This window comes from Hyphomonas sp. (assembly GCF_037969335.1).
Lineage (GTDB): Bacteria > Pseudomonadota > Alphaproteobacteria > Caulobacterales > Hyphomonadaceae > Hyphomonas.
On the sequence record NZ_JBBKXE010000029.1, the window covers coordinates 14,931 to 35,892 of the forward strand.

Consider the following 20,962-nt stretch of genomic DNA (forward strand, 5'->3'; position numbering starts at 1 on the left):
GCAGGTCACAAAGGAGCTGACAATGATTAAGTCCTTGAAACATATCGCCATTATCGGTGCCCTCGGCACCGTCTCGAGCATCGCCATCCTCCCCGCCACGGCCCAGCTGGGGCTTGGTGTCGGTGTTGGCGTCGAAACAGATATTGATGCAAACGTGGGTGTCCGCACCGGCGATCCGCACGCGCGTCATTCGCATCAGCATTACGTCTATGATGGCTATGAATCCGACCGCTGGCACACGCGCCACGAAATGCGGCGCGACCACACATGGAACGCCCGATACAACGGTTATGACTGTTACGATTCCTTCCAGTACACGTGGGAGGACGGGGAGCGCGTGAGATATGACTCCACGTTCTGCTATGATGATCGTGGCCGCAAATACGAGCCGAAGGATGCCCGCGTGGTCGTCCGCATCCACTAGATAGAACCTGACCCGATCGAAAAATCCCTGCGCCAAGGCGTAGGGATTTTTTGTCAGGGCAGCAGCAAGCAGGCGTCGCCGTAGGAATAGAAGCGATACCCGGACGCGATGGCGTGGGCATAGGCCGCCTGCATCACATCCGTACCCATGAGCGCGCAGACCAGCATGAACAGGCTGGATCCCGGCAGGTGAAAATTGGTGACCAGGGCATCGGTGGCACGAACGGCATCGCCGGGCTTCAGGAAAATATCGGTCGGGCCGGTGGCCGGCACGAGCGTGCCGGTTGGCGTGGTGCAGCTTTCCAGCGTCCGCATGGCGGTGGTGCCGACAGGAATGCAGCGATGCCCGGCAGCGCGGGCAGCGTTGAGGCGACTGGCAGATTCCGGCGTCAGCCGACGCCATTCGGCGTGCAGGCGATTGGCTTCGATCTGCGCATCTTCCAGCGGTTTGAACGTGCCGAGACCGACATGGAGCCGAACCGTTTCGCGCTGCAGGCCGGCGGCATCGAGTTCCGACAGAAGGCGCGGCGTGAAGTGCAGGCCGGCCGTCGGCGCGGCGACCGAGGCGGCGTCCTCACCCGCAAAACTGGTCTGGTATGTCTCCCGGTCACGCGCATCGGCAGGACGGCGACGCGCGATGTAAGGCGGCAGCGGCATGGCGCCATGCGCGTCGAGCGCCTGTTCCAGTTCCGGTCCGGACAGCGAGAAAGACAGCTCGATTTCGCCGCCGTCGACACGCTGTGTAATTACGGCCTGGAAACCCTCGGCGAAGTGAATCGAGTCGCCGGGTTTCAGGCGCTTGCCGGGCCGCGCGAGCGCGCGCCACGTATGATCGTCCACGCGTTCGACCAGGTTCACATCACAGGCGACATCGCTCCCGGCGGCATCGCGCGCCGGCCGCACGCCCTTCAAGGCGGCAGGCAGAACACGCGTGTCATTGAACACGAGCACATCGCCGGACGAGAGGTAGCGCGGCAGGTCGCGGATGCTCGCATCTTCGATCCGCCCGTCGCCATGTACGACCAGCAGCCGCGCAGAATCCTGCGGATCGGCGGGTCGCAGCGCGATCAGCTGTTCGGGCAGGTGAAAATGAAAGTCGGCGAGGTTTACGGGCATCATGGTAACTGTGCCCGCTGAAGGCGCCTGACGACTAGTTTTCGACGACGGCCGCGACGGACGGGCGTTCACACACATCCAGGTCCTCGGCGACATCGGCGATACTCGCCGTGAAGACGGGACCGTCCGTGCGTTCGACCCAGACATTGGGCCGCTCTGCCTCGGGCAGGTCGGCGGCGACCTGTGCCGACATCAGGATGTCCGGAAGGGCGACTTCGCCATTCAGCGCATCCTTGCCGGCCTTGATGGCGAGGACGACATCTTCGCCTTCAACGACGCGGCCCCAGGCCGTGTATTCCTTGTCGAGATGGTGCGACGTGTCGCGCATCAGGAAGAATTGCGAATTAGCCGAGTTTGGATCGGCTGTGCGTGCCGTCGACACGACGCCGCGGCAATGCGGAATCCAGCTTTCGACCATGCCGTCCTTTGACATTTCAGCGAAAAACGAGGCCTGCGTCACCATCGGGAAGCCGTTCACATAGCCGTTCTTGGCGGAATCGAGCGGGCCAAAGCTGGAATCGAGCGGCATTTCGGCCGGGTTGCGGCGGAAGGTGAACTCGCCCGGAATATCCGGCAGGCCGGATTCGCGGCCCTTGAGCGCGAAAATGTCGCCGCCCTGTGCCATGAAGCCGTTGATCACGCGGTGAAAGCTGGTGCCGTCGAGATCGCCCGAGCGGATGATCGCGGCAAACTGGGCATAGTGCTTGGGCGCAACTTCGGGGAAGGCCTCGATCAGGACGCGGCCCTTGTTGGTTGTGAAGATAAACAGGCGTTCCGGATCAACGGCGCGCCAGTTTGCGGTGTCAGCCTTCGCCGCTTCAACTATAATCGCCGGGGCGGCAGCAGCCCCGTCAGCCGCGACCGGAGTCGACGTCTCTGCGGACGCCATCAGACCCAGCGAGAGGGTGGACGCGGCCATCACCAATGTAGCGAGCTTCATTTACCGTATTTCTCCATGAGGGCACGTTTGACGTCAGGACTTACAAAAGGCGATATATCGCCGCCGAGACTCGCAATTTCCTTCACGAGCCGCGACGCGACCGCCTGGTGCCTAACATCGGCCATCAGGAACACAGTTTCAATGTCGGGATTCAGTTGCTCGTTCATCGCCGTCATCTGGAATTCGTATTCGAAGTCCTGAACGGCCCGAAGCCCGCGCAGGATCATCTGTGCGCCGCACGCTTCGGCAAACTTCATGAGCAGGCCGTGCATCGGCATGACCTTCACTTCAGCGAGCCCGGGCCCGTTGAAATGGGCGCATTCGGCCTTGACCATGTTCACACGCTCTTCGAGCGAGAAAAGCGGCTTCTTGGCCTCGTTGATGGCAACGCCAATCACGAGTGTATCGACCAGCTTCATTGCCCGGCCAAAAATATCGATGTGCCCATTGGTCGGGGGATCGAATGTTCCCGGGTAAAGTCCGATACGATGCACTGGCGCCCCCTATTGCCTATTCTTGTGGGTCAGGTGTGCCGGTTTCCGCCGGACCACCATTGTCAGCCTCATCCATATCGGTTTCAGCGTCTTCTACAAGACGTGCAACAGAAACAACGTGCTCGCCCTCGGCTGTGCGCAGGACCCAGACGCCGCCTGTGGACCGGCCCGCGATGCGGATCTGGTCGACCGGCGTGCGGATCAGCTGGCCGGCATCAGTGACGAGCATGACCTGATCGCCATCATCGACCGGGAAGGACTGGGACACCTGCTTGGTTGGCCCCTGTTTCTTGTCCCGGCCCCAGATGTTCTGGGCGACGAGGCCTTTGCCGCCGCGTCCCGTGGTGCGGTAATCATAGGCAGACGAGCGTTTGCCCATGCCGTCATCGGCAATCGTGAGGATGAATTCCTCAGCGGCGCCGAGTTCAGCAATACGCTCGGCGCTCAGGGCAGTTTCGGCGACGGCTTCGTCAGCATCGTCCTCGCTGATTTCCTCTTCTTCACCTGTCGCAGCCCGGCGCATGGCTGACGCATGCTTGAGATAGGCGCGCGCCTCTTCCGACGAGGCATCGACATGGCGCAGGATGCCCATCGAGATCACTTCGTCCTTGGCGCCAAGACGGATGCCGCGCACGCCAGTCGAATTGCGCCCGGCAAAGACGCGTACGTCTGTCACCCGGAAGCGGATACACTGACCGAGCGCTGTGGTGAGCAGGATGTCGTCGCGTTCGGAGCAGATCTTGACCGAGACAATGCCGTCGCCCTCGTCGAGCTTCATGGCGATCTTGCCGTTGCGGTTGACCCGCGTGAAGTCGGCCAGCTTGTTGCGGCGGACGGTGCCGGAGCGGGTCGCGAACATGAGGTCGAGCACTTCGTGCGCCGTTTCGTCATCCGGAAGGGGCATGACGCTCTCGATGCGTTCGTCAGCAGCCAGCGGGAAGATGTTGACCAGCGCCTTGCCGCGCGAGTTCGGCCCGCCAACAGGCAGGCGCCAGACCTTCTCCTTGTAGACCATGCCGGCCGACGAGAAGAACAGGATCTCGGTATGGGTGGTCGCCGAGAACAGCTTGACTACGAAATCCTCGTCCTTCATCGACATGCCCGAACGGCCCTTGCCGCCGCGATGCTGGGTCCGGTAGGTCGAGAGCGGCGTACGCTTCACATAACCGCCATGGGTGACGGTGACGACCATGTCCTCGACCTCGATGAGGTCCTCGTCTTCCATGTCGATGCCGCCCATCGCGAATGCGGAGCGGCGCGGAACAGCGAACTTCTCTTTCACGTCGTTGAGCTCGGCCTTGATGATCTCGCGGATGCGCGGGCGCGACCGCAGGATGTCGAGCAGGTCGGCGATCTTGTCGGACAAGCCCTTGGCTTCATTGCCGATTTCGTCACGGCCAAGGCCGGTGAGACGGTGCAGGCGCAGGTCGAGAATGGCGCGGGCCTGTTCGTCCGACAGGTAGATCGTATCGCCGCCCGACCAGCGTGTACGCCGGTCTGCGATCAGTTCGAGCAGTGGTCCCATGTCCATGATCGGCCAGGCTTTCGCGAGCAGTTCTTCGCGGGCCGTCGCCGGGTCTGGCGAGTGGCGGATGATGCGGATCACTTCGTCGATATTGGCCACGGCCATGGCAAGACCAACCAGGACGTGGGCCCGGTCGCGGGCCTTGTTCAGGTCGAACTTGGTGCGCCGGACGATGACTTCCTGACGGAAGGCCAGGAAGCAGACGAGCACCTTGCGCAGGTTCATCAACTCCGGGCGGCCGCCATTGAGCGCGAGCATGTTGACGCCGAAACTGGTCTGCAACTGGCTGAAGCGGAACAGCTGGTTCAGCACGACTTCGGCGCTGGCGTCCTTCTTCAGTTCGATGACCACGCGGATGCCGTTGCGGTCGGTTTCATCGCGCAGGTCGGAGATGCCTTCGACACGTTTTTCGCGCACGAGTTCGGCGATTTTCGTGATCATCGCGGCCTTGTTCACCTGGTAGGGAATCTCGGTGACGATGATGGCCTGGCGGCCATTCTTGGCCTCTTCGATATCAGTCTTCGCGCGCATGATGACCGAGCCACGCCCGGTGGTCAGGCCCTTGCGGCTGCCGGCATGACCCATGATCAGGCCACCGGTGGGAAAATCGGGGCCCGGGACGATGTCGAGCAGCGCTTCATCGTCGATCATCGGGTCGTCGATGACGGCGAGGGTCGCGTCGATGACTTCGCCGAGATTGTGCGGCGGGATGTTCGTGGCCATGCCGACCGCGATGCCGCCGCCGCCATTGACCAGCAGGTTCGGGAACTGGGCCGGCAGGACCGTCGGTTCCTGCTGCGAACCGTCATACGTGTCCTGGAAGTTGACAGTGTCCTTGTCGATATCGGCGAGCAAATAGGTTGCCGCCTTGGTCATCCGGCTTTCCGTGTAACGCATGGCAGCGGCAGGATCATTGTCGATCGAGCCGAAATTGCCTTGGCCGTCGACCATTGGCAGGCCCATCGAGAAGGGCTGGGCCATGCGCACGAGCGCGTCATAGATCGCGCTGTCGCCATGCGGGTGGAAGTTACCCATCACGGCGCCGACGATATTGGCGGATTTCTTGTAGGGCTTGTCGGGCGTGTTACCGCCGACCTGCATGGCGTAGAGAATACGGCGGTGCACCGGCTTCAGGCCGTCGCGCACGTCGGGCAGCGCGCGGCTGACGATCACGCTCATCGCATAGTCGAGATACGAGCTTTTCAGCTCGGATTCGATGGAAATCGGCTCGATCCCGTCCGGGAGGGGCGGGTTGCCCTGACCGCCATTCTCGGGGGTTTCGGGCTCGTCCGGCGGCGTCGTGTCGTCACTCATGAGGGGGCTTTCTGCGTCTTCGGTATCGTACGGCGGGGACCATGCCCGAATCGCCTATATTTATTGAGAAAACTCTAGCAGGCGGGGGGCAGGAAAGCCACCCTTTTGGCGGGGTTTTGGCAGTTAGTGGCGGTGACCGGCCCTGCACGAAAAACAGCGCGAACATATGCACGGAAAAAGCCCGGATATGGCCCGGAAACATGACGAAAAGGGGCCGGATGAATTGGCGCCGGACGCCTTCTGATGGCATACGCCTTGCTATATCCATGACGGGTTGAAGGCGCGTGCGGCCATGATCGTGACATTCGAGGATTTCCAGGGCTTCCCCGGCGCTGATATATGCGTTGTCGGATCGGGCCCGATCGGGCTCGCGCTGGCCCATGCCTCTGTCAAACGCGGCCTGAAGGTCCTGATGCTGGAATCCGGCAATTACTGGCCGGACGAGCAGAAGAACGACCTCGGCAAGGCCGGTCGTCTCGATACAGCCCATCATGTACCGCTTGAAGAAGGCTGCTGCCGCGCCTTGGGCGGCAATTCCTATCAATGGGGCGGGCGCTGCGTGCCGTTCGACCCGATCGATTTCGAGGCGCGCCCCTGGATCGAGAATTCAGGCTGGCCGATCAGCGCCGAGACCGTGACCCGCTGGTATGCCGATGCGGCTGGCTTCCTGCGCTGCCGGGAGGACTTCACCGACACGCCCCTGTGGCCCGACAATGGCCGCGTCCGCAGCGACACGCTGGAAAGCTGGGTCGCCAATCCAAACATTGCGCATGTCTATGGCGACTGGCTGAAAACCTGCGACGACATCTGCGTCGTGCTGGATGCCACGGTTGTGGATTTCCGGTTCGACGGAGACGATACGCGGGTCGAGGCCGTCACGGTTGCCAACGGGGCGACGCGCACGGACCTGCCCGTCAAAACCGTCATCGTGGCCGCTGGCGGCGTCCAGACGCCGCGCCTGCTGCTGGCGGCGCAGCGGACACGACCCGGCCTGTTCGGCGGCGTGGATGGACCGCTGGGGCGCTATTACATGGGCCATGTCAGCGGCAAGATCGCCGAGATCACGCTGGCCGACCCCGCCTCCGACGGGTTTCTCGACTATGAAATGGATGGCAACCGGTTCAAGCGCCGGCGCATCACGCTGACCGAAAGCGAGCAGCGCGCGCATCGCCTGCCCCAGATCACGTTCAGTGCCGGCAACCCGGTCGTCTACGATCCGGCCCACCGCAACGGCGCCCTGTCGGCGATCTGGATGGTCCTGTCGTCGCCGCTGGGCAACCGGTTCCTCAACGCGCCGCTGCGCCGCCTGTATCTGGGCGAGGAAAGACAATCGGTCCTGTCGCATGCCCTGAACATTCTGCGTTCCCCCATCGCGACCGGGTTTGGCGCGTTCAACGTGTTCCGGCAGATGTACCTGCAGAAGCCAAAGCGGCCATCGGTGTTCCTGAAGAACCGCAAGGGCCGCTACACGCTGTACTATCATGGCGAACAGACGCCTTCGGCGGACAACCGGGTGCGCCTGTCGTCGGACGTGGACGCATTGGGCATGCCGCGCGTGGCGGTCGACTTCGATTATTCCGCTGCCGACGCCGACGGCGTGCTGAAGGCCCACGCTATCCTCGCCGAAGCGGTGGCAGAGGCCGGCATCGGCACGATCGACTATTCCGTGCCGGAAAATGCGCGCGCCGCTGCGATTGTCAGCCAGGCGCGGGACGGCCTGCACCAGATCGGCACCACCCGCATGTCCGCCGACCCGAAGCACGGCGTGGTGGACACTGACTGCCGCGTGCACGGCATGCAGAACCTCTATGTCGCCTCGACCTCGGTGATGCCGACATCCGGCCACGCCAACCCGACCTTTGTCGGCGTGGCGCTCGCGATGCGCCTGGCAGCCCATCTTGGCGGCCCGCTGAAACTCGAGCGCAAGACTGAGAACCAGACGATGGCTGATGCAACCGCGCCAGCGACGGGCAAGCGCATCCTCGTGACGGGCGCTTCGGGAAAGATCGGCCAGCATGTTGTCCGCCAGCTGCTCGACACCGGCCATGCCGTCGTCGCGCTGACGTCCAACCCGGACCGGGCGGTAGGGCGCGAGCCCGACCGCGATGTGACGTGGCTCCACCATGACTGGCGCGAGTCCGTCGATTTCACAGACCCTGTCCAAGGCTGCGATGCGGTCATCCATCTCGGCGCCGAAATCTGGCGCATCGACCGGATGGAGCGGGTCAATGCCGAGGCCACGGCGGCGCTCGCCGCAGCGGCTGAAGCTGCCGGCATTCGCAGCTTCGTGTTCGCCAGCAGTATCGCCGTCTATGGTTCGCCGACGCGCGCCGAGGTAGACGAGGAAACGACACGCCTGACGCCCACCCATGACGTGAAGAGTGAGTATCGCGGCACTGACAGCATCCGCGCCTATGGCCGCAGCAAGGTGAACGCCGAGGACGCGATTGCGGCAGCGTGCCGGAACACGCATTTTGCCGTGGTTCGCCCCACGGTCGTCGCCGACGTCGATGACATTGCCGGCGCGGTGAACATGAACCCGCTGGTCAAGAGTATCGGCGCGAGGCGGCATACGCATTTCGTCTATATCGCCGATGTGGCGGCCGCGATGATCTGGTTGATGGAGCGCGGGCTGTCGCAGCCGGCGGACATGCCGGGGCGGGTCGAGACGTTCAACCTGTCTGACGAAACGGGATACGACACATCCTACCGCGGACTGTACAGCCGGCTGGAAGCCCTTTCAGGGCGCGGCGGGCTGGGCGCGAAACTGGCCAGCCCTCTCTTCGTGTACGACCTGTTCGACCGGCTGAAATCGAAGAGCCTGTCGCGCGGTCTTCCATTGGGCCGTTGCGTTTTCCCGGCGACACGCCTGCATGCCGCCGGCTATTCGCACCCGTTCGGCATGGCGTTCGCCGAGCGTCTTGCCGCCGACCGAATTCGCGGGAACTGACTGTACTGACTTGGCCTATTCGGCGGCGGGCAGTGCCCCGAGGTCGGACAGGGCGCGCATCACGGCAGCCTTTCGTTTCGGCACGTCGGCGCCCGGATCGGCCATGTCCATGTTGAAGGCGAAGGCATAGGTGCCGGGCGCGGCGCCGCCGGTCTGTTCCAGCCAGCCAACGTACCAGCCAATGTCCGTTTCGCCCGCGACGCTTTTCCAGCCGGTCTTGCCGTAAAGGGTCCAGCCTGCGCCGGAATCCATGACCATCATCGGAACGGCGAGTTCATAGGTACGGGCCGACAGCGGCAATGTGCGGCGGGCCAGATGGGACAGGAAAGCGACCTGCTCCTCGGCAGAGATCGCCAGGGGGCCTTTCAGCCAGTATTGCGACACGTCTTCCGGCGCGCCCGTGTCGGCGTTGCCATAGCCGAAATCAGCGAGCCAGTCGTGCAGCGCGGTGGACCCGATACGGGGCGTGACGGCCTGATAGATCCAGACCGTTGACCGCCTGAAGGCCGCCGCGAAATCCTGAGTTTCGTTCCAGCTGTCCACGAAGCGCTTGACGCCGTCCCATTCGAAGACTTCGTCCGGCCCGGACACTGCGCCGGTTTCCAGCGCAATCAGCGTGTGGGGGATTTTCGAGGTCGAGGCGGGGACGAAACGCTGGTGCGCACGGGCGTCATTGCTGATCCATGCCCGTTCGTCCTCCAGCCGATAGACGACCAGTGTTGAGGTGTCGGGGTCGACGCCGACCGCCGCCACGCTGGCGCTCAGCGGCGGCGGTGGGGTCAATGTCATGCAGGCGGCCAGCAGGCACGCCGTCAGGGCCAGAACCAGGCCACTGGCGACGCGCGTTGGAAGAGCCAGCCTGCGCTGCACACATGCCTCCTAGAACGGGATTTCGTCGTCGAGATCCTGGCTGAAGCTTTCGGCCGGGCCGCTCATCTTGCGGGCGCTGCCTTGCTGTTCACCAAAATCGTTGCCGCCGGAACGGGCACCGCCGCGATCACCGGCGCTGTCGAGCATGGTGAGCGTGCTGCCAAAGCCGCGCAGCACGACTTCGGTCGTGTAGCGGTCCTGGCCTTCCTTGTCCTGCCATTTGCGGGTTTCGAGCTGGCCTTCAATGTAGAGCTTCGAGCCCTTCTTGACGTAGCTCTGGACGACACGGACCAGACCTTCGCTCAGGATCGAAATCCGGTGCCATTCGGTCTTTTCCTTGCGCTCGCCTGTGGCCTTGTCTTTCCACGTCTCGGACGTGGCCAGCGTGAAGCTGGCAACCTGGCCGCCATTCTGGAACTGGCGGACTTCCGGATCCTGCCCCACATTACCAACAAGAATGACCTTGTTCACTGATCCTGCCATGTATCCATCTCCGCTCAGTCTTGTTTCGTTATCGAATCTGTTCTCTTCTACCGCGACCGGGCTCGCCTGTCGCCTCCCCAGCCGTTTTTCCACAGGCCGGGATTAAAAAAGCAGCGAGTCGCAAATGTTCACACTTTGTTCTTGTGGTCAAGCTGGACTCACGCCACACATAGAGCCTAGCAACTCGCGCAATCCTGTTTCGTCACCGTAACGAGCTTTCTGCATGGCCCGACTAGAATCCCCTTTCATCCGCGTGCGCGGAGCCAAGGAACACAATCTCAAGAATATCGACGTGGACATTCCGCGCGGTGAGCTTGTGGTGATGACCGGCCTGTCAGGCTCGGGCAAATCCTCGCTCGCGTTCGACACGATCTATGCCGAAGGCCAGCGACGCTATGTCGAAAGCCTGTCGGCCTATGCGCGCCAGTTCCTCGAACTGATGCAGAAGCCGGACGTGGAAAGCATCGAGGGCCTGTCGCCCGCGATCTCGATCGAGCAGAAGACGACCAGCCGCAACCCGCGCTCCACCGTCGGCACCGTCACCGAGATCTACGACTATATGCGCCTCTTGTGGGCGCGTGTCGGCATTCCCTATTCGCCCGCCACCGGCCTGCCGATCGAGAGCCAGACGATCAGCCAGATGGTCGACCGGACGATGGAACTGCCGGAAGGCACGCGGCTCTACCTGCTGGCGCCGATGATCCGGGGCCGCAAGGGCGAGTATCGCAAGGAATTCGCCGAACTGCTCAAGAACGGCTACCAGCGCGTCAAGGTGGACGGCGAGTTCTACGAACTGGAAGACGCGCCCAAGCTGGACAAGAAATTCAAGCACGACATCGATGTCGTGGTCGACCGCGTCGTCGTGCGCGAAGGCATGGAGCAGCGCCTCGCCGAGAGTTTCGAGACGGCGCTGGGCCTGGCGCAGGGTATCGCGCTGGCCGAATATGCCGACCTTGAAGAGGGCGAGACCGAGCCGAAGCGGATCACCTATAGCGCCAATTTCGCCTGCCCCGTGTCCGGCTTCACGATTTCGGAAATCGAGCCGCGCCTGTTCTCGTTCAACAATCCCTTCGGCGCCTGCCCGACCTGTGACGGGCTGGGCAACCAGCTGAAGATCGATGCCGACCTGATCGTGCCGGACAAGGACCTCGACCTGATGAGCGGCGCCATCGCGCCCTGGGCCAAGTCGACATCGCCCTACCAGACGCAGACGCTGCAGGCCCTGTCGACGCATTACCGGTTCGACCTCAAGAAGAAGTGGAACAAGCTGCCGGAAGACATCCAGCAGATGATCCTGCACGGCACCGGCGAGGAAGAGATCAAGTTCATCTATGATGACGGCATGCGCCGCTATGAGGTGAAGAAGACGTTCGAGGGCGTGATCCCGAATCTTGAACGCCGCTATCGCGAGACGGACTCGGCCTGGGTGCGCGAGGAAGTGTCCAAGTTCCAGTCGGCGGCGCCCTGCCCCGCCTGTGGCGGCAAGCGCCTCAAGCCGCAGGCGCTGGCGGTGAAGATTGCGAAGCTGGATATTTCCGACGCCGCCGAATTCTCGATCCGGGATGCGGGCGACTGGTTCAGCAAGGTCTCGAAGACCCTGACCAAGCAGCAGAACGAGATCGCGTCGCGCATCCTGAAGGAGATCAATGACCGCCTGAACTTCCTCAATGATGTCGGCCTCGAATACCTGACGCTCAGCCGCGGGTCCGGCACATTGTCGGGCGGCGAGAGCCAGCGCATCCGGCTGGCCAGCCAGATCGGCTCGGGCCTGACCGGCGTGCTCTATGTGCTCGACGAGCCGAGTATCGGCCTGCACCAGCGCGACAATGCCCGCCTGCTGGAGACGCTCAAGCGTCTGCGCGACCTCGGCAATTCCGTGATCGTGGTCGAGCATGACGAGGATGCGATCCTGACGGCCGATCATGTCATCGACATGGGACCGGCGGCCGGCATTCATGGTGGCGAGATCATTGCCGAAGGCACGCCAGCCGAAGTGTTGGCGAACCCGAACAGCATGACAGCGGACTATCTCAACGGCACGCGCGAGATCGCGATTCCGAAGCGCCGCCCGGTCGAGAAATCGAAACGCAAGATCACGCTGAAGGGCGCGACCGGCAACAATCTCAAGAACGTCACCGCGACGATCCCGCTCGGCAGTTTCACCTGCATCACCGGCGTGTCGGGCGGCGGCAAGTCGACCCTGATCATCGAGACGCTGTACAAGGCGCTGGCCCGCAAGCTGAACGGCGCCTCCAGCCCGCCGCAGCCCTATGACAGCCTCGAGGGGCTCGAATATCTCGACAAGGTGATCGACATTGACCAGAGCCCGATCGGGCGCACGCCGCGCTCGAACCCGGCGACCTATACCGGCGCATTCGGACCAATCCGCGACTGGTTCACCGGCCTGCCGGAATCCAAGGCGCGCGGCTACAAGGCCGGACGGTTCAGCTTCAACGTGAAGGGCGGACGCTGTGAAGCCTGTCAGGGCGACGGCGTCATCAAGATCGAGATGCACTTCCTGCCGGACGTGTACGTCACGTGCGAGACCTGCAAGGGCAAGCGCTACAATCGCGAAACGCTGGAAGTCCTGTTCAAGGGCAAGTCGATTGCCGACGTGCTGGACATGAATGTGGATGACGCGGCGAAATTCTTCTCGGCGGTGCCGGCCATCGCATCCAAGATGGAGACGCTGGTGCAGGTGGGGCTCGGCTATGTGAAAGTCGGCCAGCAGGCGACGACCCTGTCGGGCGGCGAGGCGCAGCGGGTGAAGCTGGCCAAGGAACTCTCAAAGCGCGCGACAGGCCGCACACTGTACATTCTCGACGAGCCGACGACGGGCCTGCATTTCGACGATGTGCGCAAGCTGCTCGAAGTGCTGCATGAGCTGGTCGATGCCGGCAACACCGTGGTCGTAATCGAGCACAATCTCGACGTCGTCAAGACGGCCGACTGGGTGCTGGACCTTGGCCCCGAGGGCGGCGATGGCGGTGGCAAGCTGGTCGCAGCCGGAACGCCGGAAGACATTGCGGCCAACACCGATAGCTGGACCGGCAAGTTCCTCGCCGAGACCTTCCGCCGGCACGACGAGCGCCGCGCCGCCCGCAACAAGCGCGAGCGGGCAAAGACGCCGACGGCGCCGAAAAAGGCGGCCAAGGCGGATGCAGCGAAGAAGCCGCCCAAGCCTGCCAGGAAGACGGCAGCGAAGGCACCCGCTTCGTCAAAGAAGGCCAAGTCGAAAGCGGCCAGCGCCGCCAAATAGGTCCGGCCTAGACGAACGTCTCGTCGATCGCCGGATTGTCGGCCCATTGGGGATCGGTCCGCGCCGCCAGTGCGGCAGGCCCGGAGAAAATGTGCATCCAGCAGGCCTGAAGGAAGATGAAGCCCACCATTAGGATCGCCCCCGGAATGATGATGCCGGGCGCGGCCATCGCCGAGAGGATGGCTGTCGGGTCGTCCTCGATCCCGCTGATCACCGGCATCAGCGTTGCGACCATGGCAACGGCAAAGACCAGGTAGAACACGAAGAAAACGACCATCATGATCAGCATCAGCACGATCCAGCTGCCGACAATGGTCCAGGCCTTGCCTTTCGTGACGCGCCAGGCCTGTCCGAACCGGATGCTGCGGTCGCGCACCGTGAGAGCGGCGGCGGGCGAAAACCGCGCCGCCAGCCAGAGCGTGAAAACCATGTAGGCGATCATCAGCACGAAGGCCAGCAACCCGGCAATGGCGGCGCCTTCGCCGGAGCCGGTCGCCGCGGCAATGCCAACGGGCAGCATGATCACGACGAACATGCCGAGATAGAGGGCAATGAACAGGCCGAACCAGATCAGGCCGACAACCAGCAGGCGCCATTCATCGGCCCCCAGTTGCAGGCGAAAGCCTTCCGCTCGCATGTAGCGGCGCTGGTTGGCGCCTTCGAACAGCATCCAGAAGGCCAGGCCGACCGGGATCACCAGCAGGTATCCCAGAAGAACGCGGCCCATCTGGCCCATCATGGCGGCCTCCATGGCCACAGGGTCGTTCATCATGTCCGGATTGAACATCATCCCGAACATGGGCCATTGCAGCCAGAGGTTCACCGCAGACACCAGAAGGTAAAGCACCGCATAGGTTGCGCCGTATTTGAGCAGGAACCCCTTCGGGCCGCCCGTGCGCCGGAAATGGAACAGCGCATTGTCAAAACTGAAATCGAGGTTCGTCATGGCATTCTCTCCCTGGTCAATCAAATACGGCCATCCGTGCCGCGTCGTCCACGCCACCACGCGGATCATGGCGGGCAGCAAAGGCCGCCGGGCCGCCACTGAAATGCTGCAAAAGTGCGGACAGGAACATGCGTATCGCCACATAGAATCCCAGCGGAACAAAGACAGTGGGCGAGTAGAGCACACGCATCACATCGTCGCCGGTCCGGACGTTGTCGAGCCCTGACAGCGATCTCGACACGAGCGCCATTTCAAGGGCCTGTCCCACTGCGCCCACGATGATGCCGCCGACGATAGCGATAATGAGATAGGCGCCGAGTATGGGCCAGAACCGTCCGCGCGAGACGTTCCACGCATCGAAGAAGACGATGCGCCGGTCCTTGATCGTCATCGCGAAGCAAGGCGACAGGCGCGTCGCGAAAAAGACGTAGACAGGGAATGCGAGCAACATGAGGCCCATCCCGCCAAAGACGACCGGGAGCATCCGGCGGCCCAGTTCATTTTCCGACACGCCGTCGGCGGCCAGTTCGAATATGCCGATGATGCCATTGAACAGGCTAAGCATCGGCAATCCGAAACAGGCGAGGTAAAGGAGGGACCAGAGGAAGCCGACGGCCATCATCCGCAATTCATCGCTGCCCACCCGCAGGGAGAAACGCTCGTCCCGGACATAGCGGCGCTGCGAGGCGGCTTCAAACATGGCCCACAGGGCCCAGGATCCGATGGTCACCGCGATGCCCCACGGGATGAGCGGCGTCATGGTGCCGAACACCAAGGCGAGTACTGCACTGGGGTCGGCATCGTCGATCGTCGCGTTTTCCAGCGCCTCAATCGCCTGGATGAAGGCAATCAGTGCATCCTTTGACAGGAATCCAACCAGTGCCGCGAACAGGGTCACGGCGAGCGCGTAGACGGCGGCGAATATCCACGGAAATGTGCGTGCGTGCGCAGCGCGAAAGGCGTTGCCCAGCGCGCCTTCAAACGAGAATCGTGTTGGCAAAATCCCACCCTCCCCAATCGACCAACGCAGACTAAGGCGATTTACTCGACAGAGGCAATCGCCGAGGCCTCATCAGGATCGGGCATCAGGCGCGGCAGAACCGAGACCGCAAGGCCGTGACCGGCGAGAATGAACGGCGCGAGCAGCAGGATACCGAGCGCCCCGCCGACAAGATGTCCGACGGCGCTTGTCCCAAGCAACGGGTTCAGCGCCGCATTGATCGCTACGGCGGCAAAAAACGGCGCGACATGCGTAGCCAGCGCGGCGAGGCTGAGCCGGAATCCATGCCCCTTGGTCCACGGCCAGGTGCGGAAGACCATGCTTTCCTCCCGGCTGACGGTTGCTGCGCCCACGAGCAACAATCGCACCGCCAGGAAACAGAGCGCCCACAGACCGAGCGCGCAGGAAATAAGGAAAACCGCGCCATAGGCCGTCGGCAACATGTCCATGAACGCCGCCTGCACGACGGCGGGCGCCGTTTCCGCGCCGAGTTCTGTCCGACCCGAAGCCTCGAGCAGGATGCCGGGCAGGATGGCGAGGAAAAAGCCGATGAACACCGCGACAAACAGCACCGCCACGTACACAGCCAGATTGACGTGCACCAATTGCAGGTACTTGCCCGTCCGTGCGCCCAGCATGGTTCGGTAGATGTTCAGGGAATACGCCACGCCGGCGAAGAAAACGGCCGCCATAAGATTGAGTGCGACGATCGCAGCGCCGTCGAATGCCATGCCAATGACAAGCCGGTACAGGCCAGCGAACAGCATTAGCAGGCCGAGCCAGGGCAGGCCGGGCACAAGCGCGCGAACGGCGAGACGCCAGGCCTCGGCGGCGATCTCCAAAACGGGCAGCTTCTTGTCCATTCCCGGGCTCCTCACTGCTGACACACCTAGCGTCCAAGGCCGCTCGCGGCAAACACCATCTTGACGCGCGGGACCGGCCTGCGCATGTCCCTCACATGAGCATCAAACCCATACATATCATCGGCGGCGGCATGGCCGGATCAGAAGCGGCATGGCAAATCGCGAGCGCGGGCGTGCCAGTCATCCTGCACGAAATGCGCGGCGTGAAGGGCACCGAGGCCCACCAGACCGACCAGCTAGCCGAGCTTGTCTGCTCCAATTCCTTTCGCTCGGACGACCACACGACCAATGCTGTCGGCGTGTTGCACGAGGAAATGCGCCGCGCAGGCGGCCTTATCATCACCACGGCCGCCGACCATCAGGTGCCTGCCGGCAGCGCGCTGGCGGTTGATCGCGAGGGCTTCGCCGAGGCGATCACAGCGAAGCTGGAAGCGCATCCGCTTGTCACCATCGTGCGCGAGGAAATCACCGGCATCCCGCCAGAAGACTGGGACAGCGTGATCATCGCGACCGGCCCGCTGACCTCGCAGGCGCTTGCCGAAGCGATCCACGCCCATACCGGCGAAGGCGATCTCGCCTTTTTCGATGCCATCGCGCCGATCATCTATTTCGACTCGGTCGACATGGATGTGGCCTGGCGCCAGAGCCGCTATGACAAGCCCGGCCCCGGCGGCGACACGGCGGCCTATATCAATTGCGGCATGAACGAAGCCCAATACAACGCCTTCCTGGACGCCCTGATTGCGGCGCCGAAGACCGAGTTCAAGGACTGGGAAAAGGACACGCCCTATTTCGAAGGCTGCCTGCCCATCGAAGTCATGGCCGAGCGCGGCCGCGAGACGCTGCGTTTCGGGCCGATGAAACCAGTCGGCCTGACCAATCCGCACGACCCGATGGTGAAATCGCACGCCGTGGTGCAGCTGCGCCAGGACAATGCCCTCGGTACGCTGTGGAACATGGTCGGCTTCCAGACCAAGCTGAAGCATGGCGCCCAGGCCGAAATCTTCCGGATGATCCCCGGTCTAGAGAAGGCCGAGTTCGCGCGGCTTGGCGGCATCCATCGCAACACGTTCCTGAATTCGCCGAAACTGCTCGACCAGCAGCTGCGGATGAAATCCATACCGCGCCTGCGCTTTGCCGGTCAGGTCACCGGTGTCGAAGGCTATGTCGAGAGCGCCGCTATGGGCCTGCTGGCCGGACGCTTCGCTGCCGCCGAACGCCTCGGCCGTTCACTCGCCCCACCGCCGCCAACCACGGCGCTCGGCGCGCTGGTGCTGCACATCACTGGCGGCCACTTGCAGGGCAAGCAGACCTTCCAGCCGATGAATATCAATTTCGGCCTGTTCCCGGACATTGAAGACTATTCAAAGGTTGGCGAGGACGGCAAGCGCCTGCGCGGCAAGGACAAGGGCCGGGCCAAGAAGAAGGCCCAGGCCGTGCGTGCACTGGAAGATGTCGATGCGTGGCTGGCAGGCGAAGCAGCGCTGGTGCCCGCGGAATAGATCGTCTTATTGCGCGGTGACGCGCCAGATGCGGTTGCCAACGTCATCCGCGACGAGCAGGCTACCGGACTGGTCGAGCAGCACGCCCACAGGGCGGCCATGCGCCGTGTCATCCGTCATGAAATCATCGAGCACGGTGGTTGCGTCGCCTGACGGCATGCCATTGGCGAAGGGCACAAAGATGACCTTGTAGCCGCTGCGTGGCTTGCGGTTCCACGAGCCATGCTGGCCGATATAGGCCCCTGCGCCGAAATGCGTGGCCATGGCACCCGTCGATCCACTGGTCAGGTCGAGACCGAGAGAAGCCGTGTGCGAGCCAAGGGCATAATCGGGAGCGATGGCGCTGGCCACGAGGTCCGGCTTTTGTGGCTCGACGCGGCTGTCGACGTTCTGACCGTAATAGCTGTAGGGCCAGCCATAGAAGGCGCCTTCCTTCACGGAGGTGAGATAGTCCGGGACGAGATTGTTGCCGAGTTCATCGCGCTCATTGACCACAGTGAAGAGTGTGCCGGTGGCCGGATCGATATCCATGCCGACGGGATTGCGCAGGCCCGTGGCGAAAACGCGGCCCTCGCGCGAAGCAATATCGATTTCCCAGATGGCGGCGCGGCCGCTTTCAACCTCGATACCATTTTCGGCAACATTGCTGTTCGATCCGACGGAGGCATAGAGCTTGGTCCCGTCAGGACTGGCGACAACGTTCTTGGTCCAGTGGTGGTTTATCGGCCCGGCCGGCAGGGCAAAGAACTCTTCGGGCGTCGCAGAGATGGTGGTCTCGCCTTCAACATAGGGCACGGTAATGATGGCATCCGTATCGGCGATGTAGAGCGCGTCGCCGACGAGCGTCATGCCGAAGGGCGAGTTGAGGCCGCTCATGAATGTGGTGTGGGTTTCAGCGACGCCATCGCCGTCGGCGTCGCGCAGAAGGGAAATTCGGTTGGCGCTGGGCACGCCGGCACCTGCCTTGGCCATCACGCGTTTCATGAAGAAGCCGCGAATGCCGCTGGAGTCTTTGGGGCGCGGCGGACCATTGGTTTCGGCGACGAGTACGTCGCCATTCGGCAGCTGGTAGAGCCAGCGGGGATGATCGAGATCAGCGGCAAACTGGTTGACGGCGAGACCGGCGGCTGGCGCAGGCATGGAATCGCCTTTCCAGGCCTTTGCGGTGGCTACATTGACAGTCGGCAACAGCTTGTCCGTGGGTTTGGGCAGGTCCGGCGACGGGCCGAAGCCAGTCTCGATGGGGCGCGTCTGGTTGCCATTGCAGGCGCCCAGAGTTGCGCCGAGCGCCATGATAAGCGTAGCGGATGCGACGGTTGTAATTTTCATGTATTTTCTCCTGCCTTGTCAGGAGAAGCGCACAAAGGCCTGTTCGGTTCCAGTATTCTTCAGGCGCCGGATTGTCAGACCTGGCCGGTATTCATGGCCTTCATGATGCACAGCCGTTTGGTGATGCCATTCGGGTTGCGGCCGTCACAGTAGAACTTGCGCAGGCGGAAATGGGCGATCGCCGGGCGGATCAGCTTTGGCGCAGGCGCCACATGCGGGCCGAAAGCCTTGGTATCGCTGCGGCGCGTTGCGGCATAGGCCGGCGCCACATCCTGTATCTCGGTTCCCCAGCCATGGGCGCCGCACAGAACGCTTGCGGCGACCGCGGCCAGCCAGGCTTCCGGCTCGCGCGCCCTGTCTTCGGCTTCGAAGGCGGCCTGATAGCCGTCGACCAGTTTCTGCAATGCGCCAATCTTCAGCCGCTGGCAGGCAACTTCCTCGTTCAGGGCGAGACAGACATCATGGGCCCGGGGGGGCTGTTGCGCTTCGATCTCGCTCAACGCGTCGCGCCACCACTGGAACCGGATGGCGCCCAGCGTGTCTTCGGTGACCGCAAGGCGGACCCGGGCGAGCTCATAGGCCAGCGCATAAAGTGCCGTCAGGGCGTTGCGATATATCTCGGGCGCAAAGCGACTGGATATCCAGCGATCTTCGTCGACCCGCTTTACACGGGCGTCAATCGCCTTCCATTGTGTTTTGCTCAAGGGGCTGGTCTCATTTGACATGGAACCCATATGTGGGAAGACGCGCTGATACACCAGTCAATCATCTGCAAGAAAGGACGCTGACATGGCATTTTCCCTTCCCGACCTCCCTTACGGACGTGGAGCCCTCGCCCCACACATCTCCGAGGAGACCCTCAACTATCACCATGGCAAGCACCATCAGGCCTATGTGACGAACCTGAACGGCCTGATCGAAGGCACCGACCTCGAGAAAGCGCCGCTCGAAGAGATCATCAACAAGGCCGCCGGCGACAAGGCCAAGGCTGGCCTGTTCAACAATGCGGCCCAGGTGTGGAACCACACATTCTACTGGCACTCGATGAAGCCGGGCGGCGGCGGCAAGCCCACCGGCAAGATCGCTGCAATGATCGACAGCGACCTCGGCGGCTACGACCAGTTCGTGAAGGACTTCAAGGCAGCCGGCGGCGGCCAGTTCGGTTCCGGCTGGGCTTGGCTCGTGCTCAAGGGCGGCAAACTGGCCATCACGAAGACGCCAAATGCCGAAACCCCGCTGACGGAAGCCGGCGTCACGCCGCTGCTGACCATGGATGTCTGGGAGCACGCCTATTATCTCGACTACCAGAACAGCCGTCCGAACTATATGGACGCGTTCATCAACAACCTGATCAACTGGGATTTTGCCAACAAGAACCTCGGCTAGCCGCACAGGCCCGAATTCGGCAAAATCAAGCAAACTGAGACGCCCACCTGTACTGGTGGGCGTTTTTGCATTATGTGCAGCGCAACAGACGCTCCGGGCTCAGGATTTGCCCGGCAAAGCTGCCATTCGGGCAGCGTCGGGTATTATCAACAATCCTTGGACTGGAAACACTTTGAACGACGTAACATTTGCAGATCTCGGCCTCGGGCCGAACGTACTTAAGGCTGTGGAAGAGGCGGGATATACAACTCCCACGCCGATCCAGCTTGAAGCCATCCCCCACATCCTCGCCGGCGGCGACGTCACGGGCATCGCCCAGACCGGCACCGGCAAGACGGCGGCCTTCGTGCTGCCGATGATTCACCGCCTGGCGCGCGGACGGGCCCGGGCCCGCATGCCGCGCTGCCTGATCCTCTGCCCGACGCGCGAACTCGCCGCGCAGGTGGCCGAGAATTTCGAGAAATACGGCAAGCACCTGAAGCTCACCATGGCCCTGCTCATCGGCGGCGTCAGCTTCAAGGAACAGGAAGGCCTGCTCCAGCGCGGCGTCGACGTGCTGATC

Annotated in this window: 17 protein-coding genes; 6 read left to right on the forward strand and 11 right to left on the reverse strand. The window is 62.7% G+C overall.

Going from position 1 to position 20,962, the window contains the following annotated elements; all coding sequences use genetic code 11:
- Positions 1-22: 22 nt before the first annotated feature.
- On the forward strand, positions 23-424 hold the full coding sequence (locus AADA04_RS02055) for a hypothetical protein (protein ID WP_340691568.1): 402 nt from the start codon (positions 23-25) through the stop codon (positions 422-424).
- A 53-nt stretch (positions 425-477) separates the two neighbouring features.
- On the opposite strand, the gene queA is transcribed toward AADA04_RS02055, so the two are convergent.
- The 4 genes from queA to gyrA are packed head-to-tail and all read right to left on the reverse strand — an operon-like array spanning position 478 to position 5,812.
- Positions 478-1,542: a tRNA preQ1(34) S-adenosylmethionine ribosyltransferase-isomerase QueA gene (queA, locus tag AADA04_RS02060; RefSeq protein WP_340691569.1), complete on the reverse strand. Its 1,065-nt coding sequence runs from the start codon at positions 1,540-1,542 to the stop codon at positions 478-480.
- A 31-nt stretch (positions 1,543-1,573) separates the two neighbouring features.
- Positions 1,574-2,479 carry a peptidylprolyl isomerase gene (locus AADA04_RS02065; RefSeq protein WP_340691570.1) on the reverse strand — a complete coding sequence of 302 codons (906 nt, stop codon included), beginning with the start codon at positions 2,477-2,479 and terminating at the stop codon, positions 1,574-1,576.
- Positions 2,476-2,973 carry a pantetheine-phosphate adenylyltransferase gene (gene coaD / locus AADA04_RS02070; RefSeq protein WP_340691571.1) on the reverse strand — a complete coding sequence of 166 codons (498 nt, stop codon included), beginning with the start codon at positions 2,971-2,973 and terminating at the stop codon, positions 2,476-2,478. Before coaD ends, AADA04_RS02065 begins: the two co-directional genes overlap by 4 nt.
- Before the next feature lie 16 nt (positions 2,974-2,989).
- Positions 2,990-5,812, reverse strand: a complete 2,823-nt coding sequence (gene gyrA, locus AADA04_RS02075; protein ID WP_340691572.1) for a DNA gyrase subunit A — start codon at positions 5,810-5,812, stop codon at positions 2,990-2,992.
- Between the two features lie 292 nt (positions 5,813-6,104).
- Between gyrA and AADA04_RS02080 the strand changes: the two genes are divergently transcribed.
- Positions 6,105-8,762: a GMC oxidoreductase gene (locus AADA04_RS02080; protein ID WP_340691573.1), complete on the forward strand. Its 2,658-nt coding sequence runs from the start codon at positions 6,105-6,107 to the stop codon at positions 8,760-8,762.
- Positions 8,763-8,777: 15 nt separating this feature from the next.
- Here AADA04_RS02080 and blaOXA read toward each other — a convergent pair whose 3' ends face one another.
- Together blaOXA and ssb are read right to left on the reverse strand one after the other, a co-directional pair.
- A complete protein-coding gene (blaOXA, locus tag AADA04_RS02085; protein ID WP_340691584.1) occupies positions 8,778-9,584 on the reverse strand; it encodes an OXA-1090 family carbapenem-hydrolyzing class D beta-lactamase in 807 nt (268 codons plus the stop codon).
- A gap of 57 nt (positions 9,585-9,641) precedes the next feature.
- Positions 9,642-10,115 (reverse strand): single-stranded DNA-binding protein, encoded by a 474-nt coding sequence (ssb, locus tag AADA04_RS02090; protein ID WP_340691574.1) that lies wholly within the window; start codon positions 10,113-10,115, stop codon positions 9,642-9,644.
- Positions 10,116-10,338: 223 nt separating this feature from the next.
- Here ssb and uvrA point away from each other — a divergent pair, with 223 nt between their 5' ends.
- Positions 10,339-13,374: an excinuclease ABC subunit UvrA gene (uvrA, locus tag AADA04_RS02095; RefSeq protein WP_340691575.1), complete on the forward strand. Its 3,036-nt coding sequence runs from the start codon at positions 10,339-10,341 to the stop codon at positions 13,372-13,374.
- Between the two features lie 7 nt (positions 13,375-13,381).
- On the opposite strand, the gene AADA04_RS02100 is transcribed toward uvrA, so the two are convergent.
- The 3 genes from AADA04_RS02100 to AADA04_RS02110 are packed head-to-tail and all read right to left on the reverse strand — an operon-like array spanning position 13,382 to position 16,183.
- Positions 13,382-14,320, reverse strand: a complete 939-nt coding sequence (locus AADA04_RS02100) for a hypothetical protein (protein ID WP_340691576.1) — start codon at positions 14,318-14,320, stop codon at positions 13,382-13,384.
- A 16-nt stretch (positions 14,321-14,336) separates the two neighbouring features.
- Positions 14,337-15,320, reverse strand: coding sequence for a hypothetical protein (locus AADA04_RS02105; RefSeq protein WP_340691577.1), 984 nt, complete (start codon positions 15,318-15,320; stop codon positions 14,337-14,339).
- 41 nt (positions 15,321-15,361) lie between these two features.
- Positions 15,362-16,183 (reverse strand): hypothetical protein, encoded by an 822-nt coding sequence (locus AADA04_RS02110; protein ID WP_340691578.1) that lies wholly within the window; start codon positions 16,181-16,183, stop codon positions 15,362-15,364.
- 95 nt (positions 16,184-16,278) lie between these two features.
- Between AADA04_RS02110 and trmFO the strand changes: the two genes are divergently transcribed.
- Entirely contained in the window at positions 16,279-17,685 is a 1,407-nt protein-coding gene (trmFO, locus tag AADA04_RS02115) for a methylenetetrahydrofolate--tRNA-(uracil(54)-C(5))-methyltransferase (FADH(2)-oxidizing) TrmFO (protein WP_340691579.1), read from the forward strand.
- A gap of 6 nt (positions 17,686-17,691) precedes the next feature.
- On the opposite strand, the gene AADA04_RS02120 is transcribed toward trmFO, so the two are convergent.
- Entirely contained in the window at positions 17,692-19,014 is a 1,323-nt protein-coding gene (locus AADA04_RS02120; protein ID WP_340691580.1) for a sorbosone dehydrogenase family protein, read from the reverse strand.
- Between the two features lie 74 nt (positions 19,015-19,088).
- On the reverse strand, positions 19,089-19,718 hold the full coding sequence (locus AADA04_RS02125) for a squalene/phytoene synthase family protein (RefSeq protein WP_340691581.1): 630 nt from the start codon (positions 19,716-19,718) through the stop codon (positions 19,089-19,091).
- A gap of 85 nt (positions 19,719-19,803) precedes the next feature.
- Between AADA04_RS02125 and AADA04_RS02130 the strand changes: the two genes are divergently transcribed.
- On the forward strand, positions 19,804-20,400 hold the full coding sequence (locus AADA04_RS02130; protein WP_340691582.1) for a superoxide dismutase: 597 nt from the start codon (positions 19,804-19,806) through the stop codon (positions 20,398-20,400).
- Between the two features lie 172 nt (positions 20,401-20,572).
- A partial coding sequence (locus AADA04_RS02135) for a DEAD/DEAH box helicase (RefSeq protein ID WP_340691583.1) occupies positions 20,573-20,962 on the forward strand: 390 nt, incomplete at its 3' end.